Source organism: Enterococcus sp. 2STP (genome assembly GCF_032465635.1).
Lineage (GTDB): Bacteria > Bacillota > Bacilli > Lactobacillales > Enterococcaceae > Enterococcus_B > Enterococcus_B lactis.
Genome location: NZ_JAWDJH010000026.1, coordinates 1 through 11753, shown reverse-complemented (window position 1 = coordinate 11753; position 11753 = coordinate 1). Strand labels below are relative to the sequence as shown.

The window sequence follows — 11753 nt, the reverse complement described above, 5'->3', positions numbered from 1 at the left end:
TGTTAAAAATTGAATATGATTACATTTGGTTAACAAATTTTTATTATAAAGGAGAGAACGAATGAACAATAAACAATTACGCTGGTTCACTGTTGCGTTAATTGCATTCAACATGGTTTGGGGCATGGGGAATGTAGTTAATAACTATGCCCAGCAAGGAGTATCAGTTGTCACCTCTTGGCTATTGATTCTAGCCATTTATTTCATTCCATACGCATTGATCGTTGGACAATTAGGATCAGCCTTCAAGGATAGTAAAGGAGGCGTCAGTTCATGGGTCGAAAATACGACATCCAATAAACGGCTGGCATATTATGCTGCTTGGACTTACTGGGTCGTGCATATTCCTTATTTGGCACAAAAACCTCAAGCCATCCTGATTGCAGGGGGTTGGGCGGTCCAAGGAAACGGAAATATCGTAAATACGATGTCAGTCCAAATGGTAGCAGTTATTTCACTTATTATATTTCTTGCCTTTTTATATTTATCAACAAAAGGACTTTCTACGTTGAAAGTGATCGGCGGATTAGCCGGAACAGCGATGTTCGTTATGTCGATCCTATTTATTCTTTTAGCAGTAACGGCACCGTTCATCAACCCAACGATGGAATTTGCCACACCGCATATGAATCAAGTGAAAACATATATTCCAACCTTTGACTTCAGTTATTTCACAACCGTCTCTATGTTAGTGTTTGCAGTTGGAGGAGCGGAAAAAATATCCCCTTATGTCAACTCTACAAGAAACCCTGCAAAAGAATTTCCTAAAGGGATGATTTTCTTAGCAGCAATGGTAGGGATTTGTGCTGTATTAGGTTCAGTCGCAATGGGCATGCTGTTTGCTAGCGATAATATCCCTAAAGACTTGATGGCAAATGGGGCATACAGTGCTTTTCAAATTTTAGGTAATTACTATGGTATCGGTAACTCATTGATGATTATTTACGCATTGACAAATATGATCGGGCAAATCTCCGCATTAGCCTTTTCAATCGATGCACCGTTAAAAATCTTGTTAGCAGATGCAGATCCAGAATTCGTACCAAACTGGCTACGTAAACGTAGTCATAAAGGTACATTAGTAAACGGCTATCTTTTGACAGGTATCCTAGTAGGAATCATTATTTTGCTGCCAATCTTCGGTATCAAAGATATGAATGAATTAGTTAAATGGTTGACGAACTTGAACTCAGTTGTTATGCCAATGCGTTACCTATGGGTATTCTTGGCGTATATGATGTTGAATAAAGCTTATAAGAAATTCAATTCTGAATATAAATTTGTCAAAAATCCAAAAATCGGGTTTATCTTCGGTGCTTGGTGCTTTGCCTTCACTGCGTTCGCCTGTATCTTAGGAATGGTGCCAAAAGTAGATTATACTGCGGATCCTAAAGCATGGTGGTTCCAGCTATTCACGAATATCATCACACCAATCGTCTTGATCTTATTAGGCATGATCTTGCCGGCCATCGCTCGTCGAGACAAAAATAAAGAAATCACTGAGCCAGAAACTGTGGTTCAGCCTTAAAATAAAATTACTTCTTGCAAGAGTTGGCGTGTAGAGCCAACTCTTGTTTTTTTGTGGCGTTATAAATGGTATGATCGAACCAAATTCCAAAGAGAAGTGAGGGAGGAACATGAAGATCATCGTGATTGGACAAAGTGGGTCGGGAAAATCGACCCTCGCAAGGAAGATCAAAGAAATCACGGGCTTTCCGCTACTGCCGCTAGACCTTTTATGGCATACAACAGATTACAGTATTCAGGCAAAAAAGTGGTTTTTGCAAGAACAGCAATCGTTTATGGTATCTAATCCGTCATGGATCGTTGAAGGAAATTATACTTCTACGTTAGAAGTGAGAATCAAAGAAGCAGATAAAATCATTTGGCTTAAAGTGCCGCGTTATGTCGCCATCTACCGAGTAGTTTGGCGTTCTCTAAAAAGAAAGATAAACAAAAAATCACGGCCAGATATGCCTGAAGCATTTACAGAGAAACTAAATAGGGAATACGTAGAATTTTTATCTTTTATCTGGCATTTTGAAGAAAACAATGAACCGAAAATACAACAGCTGATCCAAGAAAACCATGCACGAAACAAACTGATCATCCTTAAAACAAGAGGGGAAAAACAAGAATTTTTAACTAAATTGAAAATAGAGAGCAAAAATAATTGACAGTTTTTGTTTACAAGTGTAATCTGTATTCATAAGTTATTGATTACATTTGTAAACGAAAGGTGTGAAATAAATGGAGAAAGTCAAAACGCCGGTAAAAATCAGCGATTCAGAATGGGAGATCATGCGAGTTATTTGGACACTTGGACAGACGACTGCTCAAGAAATCACGCAGATCTTAGCTGATTCAATGGATTGGAAACCAGCAACGATCAAAACTTTGTTGGGACGTTTGGTAAAAAAAGAAGTGATCTGGACAGAACAAGAAGGAAAAAAATTCATTTATCATCCAGCTGTCTCAGAGATGGAAACAGTTCGTAGTGCGACGGAAAATCTTTTTTCCCATATCTGTGCAAAAAGGATTGGAGAGACGATTGCGGATCTAGTAGAAGAAGCTACTTTGACTCAAGAAGATATCAATGAAATCTTGAAACAATTAGAACAAAAGCAACCAGTCGAAACAATCGAATGTAACTGTATCCCAGGTCAATGTGAATGTAAACAACATCAATAGGAGGAAGAAAAAATGAAACAACAATTTTCAATCGAAGGTATGAGCTGCAATCATTGTGTTGCAAGAGTCGAAGAAGCGGTAAGCGCACTTGACGGCGTACAGAAAGTAAAAGTGAACTTGAAAAAAGCAAACGGTACAGTCAAGTTTGATGAAACAAAAGTCCAATCCGAAAAGATCTGTCAAGCAATCAATGGATTGGGATATAAAGCAGAGGTGATTTGATGGCAGCAGCAGAAACCAAAATGGACACATTCGTCATTACAGGTATGACTTGTGCAAATTGTTCTGCTAGGATCGAAAAAGAGCTGAACGGACAACCTGGTGTTGTCAATGCCACAGTCAACTTGGCCACTGAAAAAGCAAGTGTCAAATATGAAGGGACGACCACTGAAAAATTAATCCAAAGCGTAGAGAATATCGGCTATGGTGCGATTTTGTACGATGAAGCCCATAAACAAAAAATTGCGGAAGAAAAGCAAGCATATTTGAAAAAAATGCTATTCGATCTTGTATTGAGTACGATTTTGACTTTGCCATTGATGCTGTCAATGATTGCCATGATGTTGGGGAGCCATGCGGCAATTGTTCACTTTTTTCATCTGCCAATCGTTCAGTTAGTTCTGTCTACACCTGTCCAATTTTATGTTGGTGCTCGTTTTTATAAAGGGGCGTATCATGCAATCAAGACGAAAGCACCAAATATGGATGTACTGGTAGCAATCGGAACATCAGCTGCTTTTGCATTGAGCATTTACAACGGATTTTTCCGTGGACATCCCCAAGATCTTTATTTTGAAAGCAGCAGTATGATCATCACGTTGATTTTGCTCGGCAAATATTTGGAACATACAGCAAAAACGAAAACAGGTAATGCAATCAAACAATTGATGTCTCTTCAAACAAAAACAGCTCAAGTAATAAGAAACGGTAAAGAAGAAACGTTAGCGATTGAAGAAGTCGTCGTTGGCGATCAGCTAGTCATCCGTCCTGGTGAGCAGATCCCAGCAGATGGTCGAATCATTTCAGGAAGTAGTGCGATCGATGAAAGTATGCTTACTGGCGAAAGTCTTCCTGTAGAAAAGAATCCAGATGACACACTCTTTGGCGGAACAATCAATACGAATGGTCTGCTTCATATGGCAGTCACACAAGTTGGTAAGCAGACAGTTTTAGCTCAAATCATCCAAATGGTGGAAGACGCTCAAGGAAGCAAAGCACCAATTCAAAAAATCGCGGATCGAATCTCAGGGATTTTTGTTCCGATCGTTTTAGTCATTGCATTCATCACGCTAGTGGCGACAGGATTGATCACGGGTGATTGGCAACTTGCATTGATCCATAGCGTCTCTGTATTAGTCATTGCGTGTCCATGTGCATTAGGTTTAGCGACTCCAACAGCTATCATGGTAGGAACGGGTGTTGGCGCACGAAACGGAATCTTAATTAAAGGCGGAGAAGCATTAGAAGCAGCTGCTCACTTAGACAGCATTGTTTTGGATAAAACTGGAACGATTACAGAAGGAAAGCCCAAAGTTACAGATCTAGTCGGTTCTAAAGAAGTCCTATCTATTTTTTATACTTTAGAACAAGCTTCTGAACATCCACTAGGTAAAGCAATCGTGGAATACGGAAAACTGCAAGAAGCAGCAACATACGATATGATCGATTTTACAGCTCATCCAGGTGCTGGAATCAGCGGTACGATTAACGGAGTACGCTATTTTGCGGGTACACGTAAACGATTAATTGAATTGAACCTATCATTTGATGAATACCAAGAACACGCGTTAGAATTAGAACAGCAGGGAAAAACAGTCATGTTTTTAGCTGATGAAAAGCAAGTGATCGGGCTGATTGCCGTGGCAGATCAAATCAAACAAGAAGCCAAACAAGCAATCAAGCAGTTACAGGATAAAGGATTAGATGTCTTTATGCTGACAGGAGACAACAAACTGGCAGCCGAAACGATCGGTAAACAAGTGGGTATTGATCCAATGCACATCTTTGCCGAAGTACTTCCAGAGGATAAAGCAGCCTATGTGGAAAAACTGCAGAAAGATGGCAAAAAAGTCGGTATGGCAGGCGATGGAATCAATGATGCGCCAGCTCTCGCATTAGCTGATGTTGGTATGGCAATGGGAAGTGGAACGGACATCGCGATGGAAACAGCAGATGTAACGCTGATGAATAGTAGTTTGGCGTCCATTGCTCAAACAATCGAGTTGTCTAGAATGACATTGAGAAAAATCAAACAAAATCTTTTCTGGGCTTTTGTCTATAATACGATTGGCATTCCTTTTGCTGCATTAGGCTTTTTGAATCCAATCATTGCAGGAGGAGCGATGGCGTTTAGTTCCGTCAGTGTATTGTTGAACTCCCTGAGCTTAAATCGGCACATGAAAAAGTAAGAGAAGGGATGGAGTAAAAATGAACGGGAACGATATGGAGAAAAAACAGGAGCATAAAAAAGAAGCAGGAAACAAAGAAAGTGCTCATTCAAACGAAAAACAGATGGAGATGAAGCATGACCATAGCCAGATGGACCATTCAATGCATATGGGACATAACCATGGAGATATAGCGGACAGCAAAGAAATGAACCATTCGATGCACATGGATCACGAACATGGCGGTATGGATCATTCCATGCACATGGGGAATTTCAAACAAAAATTTTGGCTATCGCTTATCCTAGCTATCCCAATCATTCTTTTTTCACCGATGATGGGAATGGAATTTCCCTTCCAAATAACATTTCCTGGTTCGGATTGGCTCGTACTGATCTTAGCAACTATACTGTTTATCTATGGCGGACAGCCATTTTTAAGCGGAGCAAAAATGGAATTGAAACAAAAAAGTCCTGCTATGATGACGCTGATCGCGATGGGGATTACAGTTGCATATATTTATAGTGTCTATTCGTTTATCGCGAATCTGATCAATCCTCATACGCACGTCATGGATTTCTTCTGGGAATTAGCTACATTGATCGTCATTATGTTGCTAGGTCACTGGATCGAAATGAACGCTGTTTCGAATGCCAGCAATGCTTTACAAAAACTAGCAGAATTACTGCCAGAATCAGTGAAACGCTTGACGAAAGAAGGAAAAGAAGAGACAGTCTCACTAAAAGAAGTAAAGGAAGGCGATCATTTGATCGTCCGTTCCGGTGACAAAATGCCAACAGATGGTGTTATCTTGAAAGGTGAAACAATCGTTGATGAATCAGCTGTGACTGGCGAATCAAAAGGAATCAAAAAACGAGCCAATGACAAAGTGATCGGCGGTTCTATCAATGGGGATGGAACGATCGAAATCGAAGTAACTGGAACTGGTGAAAATGGGTATCTAGCGAAGGTTATGGAAATGGTGCGAAAAGCACAAGGAGAAAAATCTAAGCTAGAGTCATTATCAGACAAAGTGGCAAAATGGCTGTTTTATGTTGCCTTAACTGTCGGTATCTTGGCATTTATCGCATGGTTGTTCTTGACAGATCTTCCTAATGCATTGGAACGCATGGTGACTGTCTTTATCATCGCCTGTCCTCATGCTCTAGGTTTAGCTATCCCATTAGTTGTTGCTCGTTCCACATCGATCGCCGCTAAAAACGGATTGCTATTGAAAAACCGCAATGCACTGGAGCAAGCCAATGATCTAGATGTGATCATGTTGGACAAAACCGGGACACTGACAGAAGGAAAATTTACGGTAACGGGTGTCGAAGTTCTTGATGATGCGTTCAATAAAAATGAAATCCTTCAATATTTAGGAGCATTGGAAGCGAATGCCAATCATCCATTGGCTGTTGGCATTATGAATTATTTGAAAGAACATGAAATCAAGCCTTATCAAGCCGAAAATCTAAAAAATCTTTCAGGAGTTGGGCTAGAGGCAACAGTCAAAAACCAACAAGTGAAAATAGTTAATGAAAAAGAAGTTGAGCGTCTCGGATTAAACGTAGAACAAGCATTATTGAAACCTTACCAAGAACAAGGAAATACCATCAGCTTCCTGATTTTAGAAAATCATCTAGCTGCAATCGTTGCTTTAGGTGACGTAGTAAAAACAGAAGCAAAAGAGTTTATCCGAACATTGAAGGAAAGGAAAATCACTCCAGTCATGCTTACTGGCGACAATAAAAATGCTGCTCAAGCAGTAGCAGATTATTTAGGAATCGAAGAATATTACGGCGGTTTATTACCAGATGATAAAGAAGCTGTTGTCCAGAAATATCTTGACCAAGGGAAAAAAGTAATCATGGTGGGTGATGGGATCAATGATGCGCCAAGTTTAGCCCGTGCTTCTATTGGGATGGCAATAGGTGCAGGAACAGATATCGCGATCGATTCTGCGGATGTCGTCTTGACAAACAGCGATCCAAAAGATATTTTGCATTTCCTTGATTTAGCTAAGCAAACGCGAAAGAAAATGATCCAGAACCTCTGGTGGGGAGCAGGGTACAATATTCTCGCAATCCCACTAGCAGCCGGAATACTTGCACCAATTGGTATCCTATTAAGTCCAGCAGTTGGTGCTGTCTTGATGTCGTTAAGTACGGTAGTCGTAGCGCTGAATGCTTTGACATTGAAAATCAAATAATAATGAAAAAAGGTTGTGACAAAAAACGTGTCACAACCTTTTTTTACGAATAATCGATGCTCAATCAGCTGGTTCTCGGCATTCCAGAAGTAGATTCTCCAGGAATTTTATCTTATTTTTTGAAGCTGCTCCCTTTTGTCATAACCTTTTTGTATACCGTTTTTCTTATTATATGCGTTAGTTCTAAATAGGTTTTTTTATCAAATTTTACCGGATCTGCTTGTCGCCCATATATTTCTGCTTCATATTGAGCAGTTAATCGAATGAAACGTTGATCTAGATTGAATGTTTGTTCTATTCGTTGGCTGTATGCCTGCAAAGATTCTGCGGGGGTGCGCGGTACCAGTGTTTCCAAATGGTGGAGAAGTTTTTGATACGCAACCGCATTAGTAGAAGCAAAAAAATGAAGATAGATAAGATAACTTGTCCAGCGCAGAGATTTTCTAAATAACAATAGAAAGAACAACAAGACGGATAAACACACCCCAAGGCTGAATAAGACGATTTTATAAGACGGTGTGAGTGTCGTGTTATCTGACGAAATAGTCGCAGGTCTCTCACTGGTAATAGTTTCTGCTATATTTTCGCTTTCTTTTGGTTGTTCTTCAGCAGATTGGACGGTTTCTGTTGTTTCAGCGGCTGGTTGTGAAACAGTTGGATTGGCAAATGAAGGGGTTGGTTCAAATGGAAGCCAGCCAAACCCAGGAAAGTACACCTCTGGCCAAGAATGAGCATGACTATTGAGAATGCTGTATTCCTCATTTCCTTGCTCATCTGTACCTGTTCTAATCCCATCCGTAAAACCTTTTGTCCACCGAGCAGGGATGCCTAGTGTGCGAAGAAGGACGACCATAGAAGTTGAAAAGTTGTCACAATAGCCGACTTTTGAATCGAAGAGGAAATAATCTACATAATCGCGTTCTTTAGGCGTATGTCCGGTATCCGTTTTGGAATAGCGAAAATTCCCGCTTGTTTTCAAATACTGTTCGACAGCTTCGACTTTACGAATTAAAGTTGCTTCATTTTTGGTCAATTCGATCGCCAAGTCCTCAATGCGTTGAGGCAACCCTTTCGGCAACTGAAGATTTGTCTGTTGATTTTCTAAATCATCGGCCGCTAACTGACTGCTTTTTAATTCTTCTCTCGTAAAAGCTAATCTTTCTGTTTGTAAGGACGCCAATCGCGTCGATTCATTCGGGACAGGGATGAATCGTTGGCTTTCAGGCAAATAGTAAAGCGTTTGTCCACTGGCTAATGAAAAATCAGTCAAGGTAGTATTTCCATAAGGATAAGGTAAGAAAGCTTGGTTTTTTAGCGTCAATGTAATGTTTTCTTTTTCTTCCATAACTGTTTGGTAGCTTGTGATATCAACAGGAAATTCTTGGATTGGTTGGATGGGTGCATCCGGATCTTCTACCCATCCAGAACCGGTATAATGATTCTTATTTTCTATCTTCCAATAGCCGTTTACTTTCTGGTTCGCTGTAAAAACAACTTCACCATTATCATACAATGGACCACCAAGTTGTTCATCATTTTCACTGAAACCCGTTCTGGCACTTCCGGTTAATTGGTACTCATGGAGTGTGTCATAAAGCCCTTCATCATTAAGATATTCTCGGATCGGTTCACTCGTTTCCTCAAGAGATTGGTGTACTTTTGGGAGATATAAAGGCAAGATGGCGCTGAAAGTGAACAAACAAATAAGCAGGATCGTAGTAAACGACTGGAATCGAGCGTTTCCCGGCAACAATCGGATGGCGAAAAATTGCCTTGCTGCCAAATATACGCATAAAACAGCTACTACCGCAATCATTTCGTACAATAGTTCTTTTTCCCGAAAAACGGTAAGCATCATGAAGTAACCCATCAACGCAAGAAAGGGTGCATACCAATAATCGTAATCCACGGTCAAAGTAATAAATAAATAGATCAACAACAATATGAGAAAAAAAGCTGTCTTTTCTGGTAAATAATGAAGTTTACCTTGGGATAGATGGAAGAATTCCTCTGTAACTGACGAAAAAAACTGTACGACCCATAATAAAGAAAATATCTTTGAAGGAAAATAGGCAAACAAACAGCCAATCATTACTGGCAAAGAAAGTAGCAATCGTACCCATTTTTTAGAAATACAGCAGACAATAAGACATAGGATACCAATAGTTAGGATAAGAGGGGAGCTGTTTTGCAATTGATTAGCTGCTACAAATATCGGAGCACCTACACTTAGTATCATAAAGGAGTAAACGCCGCGCAGCCAATTTTCCCATTTAATCGTCAATCCATTCACCTCCTGGCAATGAACATACCTTGTCTTTTTCTTGGATCATGATTTGTTTTTCTGCGAAATAAACAAGATAGACCGTTCGATCTTTCGACAATGTTTCGACAGCTTCTGAGACTTCAGGAGAATGCGCAGGAATAAAGAGGACGATTTGTTTTTTTGCATGTTTTTTCAAGTGTGCCAAAAAAGTTTTCTCATCTCCAGCGTTCAAAGAAGCAAAATAGGTATATCCAGGATCTTTGCCATGAAAGGTACGGTCGCCTAATATCAGAAGTTCCGGCTGCTTTTCTTTTCTCAGATGCCATAAAGAAAAATACAAATCTAGCAGATGGTCAAATTTCAAGCTAGGTGAACCCCAAAAGCAAAGAAGCGGAGAATATTCTTCTTCTTGATACTCGTATTCGCGGTATAACCATTCTTGACTATGAGCAGACAATTTCCAATCGATTCGGTTAAAAGAATCGCCGGGGCGATAAGAGCGATGTTCTCGAAAATCAAGACCTTTTTGATACGCGTTCAGCTGTTGTTTTTTTTCCAGAACTCTCTGCAATGTTTCTGCTTGAGTCTTATGAAAAGCAGGAAGAACAGTCACAGGAAAAGAAAGCTCTCTTCTTGTCCTTTTTCTAAAAAGTCCTAGACTATCATAGGCTGTAAAAATGACGGTTAATGCTTCATGGAACCCTCTCTCTTTTGGTTGCCAAAGTACTTGGACTTCTTGCGGTTTATTTGTAAGGATCAATATTTCTTGTTTTTTTTCTGCAAAGATCTCTGGAAAGACGATCTGTAAACGAGGGAGAGGGAAAGAAAAAGCTCTCTTTTTGGCTATAGAAAAACTAACCTGTATACTTTTTTTACGATAAACGACTGGCTGGACTATGCAAGTAACAGAGAGTTTCTTTAGAAAGGTGCTTAGTGAAAACACACTCCATGATACATAAAGAGTAAAAAAGGCCAATAAGAACCACCCTAAAGAATTGTTGAATACAAGAGCAAAAAAGACAATGACGAAATATATCAGAAATAACACAAAATTAATGAAATAATCTTTGGCTTTTTCCATTATCTACCTCACGGGAATTGGGATTTGTGCAACAAGGGCATGGATCATTTGTGTCTTTTCGTCTTCCTTCAATGAACGATCGTAAAAAATCAGGCGATGGGAAAAAACGAAAGGAACTAACTCCTGCAAATCTTCGGGCGTGACGTAATTTCTCCCATGGATCAACGCATAGGCTTTTGCTGCCTGAATAAAGGCAAGGCTTCCTCGTGGACTGATACCAAGCTGGATAGCAGAGTGGATTCTTGTTGCGGATACTAACTGCAAGGCATAAGATGCCACTTCTGGACTGACAAAGACATTCGCCACACTTGTTTTTATTTCTTCTATTTCATGACTGTTCAAGACAACCTTCAAATTATCCAACACTTTTTCAAATTTATCCAAAAGTAGCAGAAGTTCGTCGTCAAAAGAAGGATAACCAATTTGTAGTCGGAATAAAAAACGATCGAGCTGTGCTTCCGGCAAAGGGTATGTTCCTTCATACTCGATTGGATTTTGTGTAGCTAAGACAAAAAAATGATTGTCTAGGGGGTATGTATTGTTGTCAATTGTTGCATGATTCTCTGCCATTGCTTCTAAAAGTGCTGACTGAGTACGGGGAGTCGTACGATTGATTTCATCTGCTAACAAGATCGTTGTAAAGATTGGCCCCGGACGAAATTCAAACTCTTTTGATTGTGAGTTATAGACGGAAAAGCCCAAAATATCACTAGGAAGAAGATCGGGTGTGCATTGGACTCTGCTAAAGGTTCCTTGCACAGCCTTTGCTAGTGCTTTGACTAGTAATGTTTTACCTACACCGGGAATATCTTCGAACAAGACATGACCACCTGCTAGCAGGGCAACAATCATCAATTGGATAGTGGAACGTTTACCGATGACCGCTTTTTCTAATTCTTGTATCAACTGATCGATTTTTTGTTTGGATTCTTCGATTTTAGCTTCCATTTTCACATCACCTTCTCATGAAATCACTATTTATTTTAATTGTAATGGAAGGGGATACATCCTACAAGCAAAGTGATTTTATTATGTTTTTTTAAAGTACATTCGTTTTAAAATGAGAATACAATTAAATTAAGTAAAATAAAAAATAATGAGAGAAATTTGCGTAAT

Annotated in this window: 9 protein-coding genes; 6 read left to right on the top strand and 3 right to left on the bottom strand. The window is 39.7% G+C overall.

Going from position 1 to position 11753, the window contains the following annotated elements:
• Window positions 1–61 precede the first annotated feature (61 nt).
• From RWU19_RS12120 to copB, 6 genes are all read left to right on the top strand, one after another.
• Complete coding sequence (locus RWU19_RS12120; RefSeq protein ID WP_002291780.1) at window positions 62–1528, top strand: APC family permease; 1467 nt, start codon at window positions 62–64, stop codon at window positions 1526–1528.
• A gap of 109 nt (window positions 1529–1637) precedes the next feature.
• The gene (locus RWU19_RS12115) at window positions 1638–2177 is read left to right on the top strand and encodes a topology modulation protein (protein ID WP_123837706.1); all 540 of its coding nucleotides are present in this window, start codon (window positions 1638–1640) and stop codon (window positions 2175–2177) included.
• A 73-nt stretch (window positions 2178–2250) separates the two neighbouring features.
• A complete protein-coding gene (locus RWU19_RS12110; protein ID WP_002291784.1) occupies window positions 2251–2691 on the top strand; it encodes a CopY/TcrY family copper transport repressor in 441 nt (146 codons plus the stop codon).
• 12 nt (window positions 2692–2703) lie between these two features.
• Window positions 2704–2913: a copper chaperone CopZ gene (gene copZ / locus RWU19_RS12105; protein WP_002291786.1), complete on the top strand. Its 210-nt coding sequence runs from the start codon at window positions 2704–2706 to the stop codon at window positions 2911–2913.
• Window positions 2913–5099: a heavy metal translocating P-type ATPase gene (locus tag RWU19_RS12100; protein WP_010732212.1), complete on the top strand. Its 2187-nt coding sequence runs from the start codon at window positions 2913–2915 to the stop codon at window positions 5097–5099. The genes copZ and RWU19_RS12100 overlap by 1 nt, the downstream gene beginning before the upstream one ends.
• A gap of 19 nt (window positions 5100–5118) precedes the next feature.
• Window positions 5119–7290 carry a copper/silver-translocating P-type ATPase CopB gene (gene copB, locus RWU19_RS12095; RefSeq protein ID WP_123837707.1) on the top strand — a complete coding sequence of 724 codons (2172 nt, stop codon included), beginning with the start codon at window positions 5119–5121 and terminating at the stop codon, window positions 7288–7290.
• Window positions 7291–7402: 112 nt separating this feature from the next.
• On the opposite strand, the gene RWU19_RS12090 is transcribed toward copB, so the two are convergent.
• From RWU19_RS12090 to RWU19_RS12080, 3 genes are read right to left on the bottom strand one after another with little or no spacing between them, the layout of a single operon-like run.
• On the bottom strand, window positions 7403–9574 hold the full coding sequence (locus RWU19_RS12090; protein ID WP_123837708.1) for a DUF4129 domain-containing transglutaminase family protein: 2172 nt from the start codon (window positions 9572–9574) through the stop codon (window positions 7403–7405).
• Window positions 9564–10637, bottom strand: coding sequence for a DUF58 domain-containing protein (locus RWU19_RS12085; protein ID WP_185022581.1), 1074 nt, complete (start codon window positions 10635–10637; stop codon window positions 9564–9566). Before RWU19_RS12085 ends, RWU19_RS12090 begins: the two co-directional genes overlap by 11 nt.
• A gap of 3 nt (window positions 10638–10640) precedes the next feature.
• On the bottom strand, window positions 10641–11585 hold the full coding sequence (locus RWU19_RS12080) for a MoxR family ATPase (RefSeq protein ID WP_316002581.1): 945 nt from the start codon (window positions 11583–11585) through the stop codon (window positions 10641–10643).
• Window positions 11586–11753: the final 168 nt, after the last annotated feature.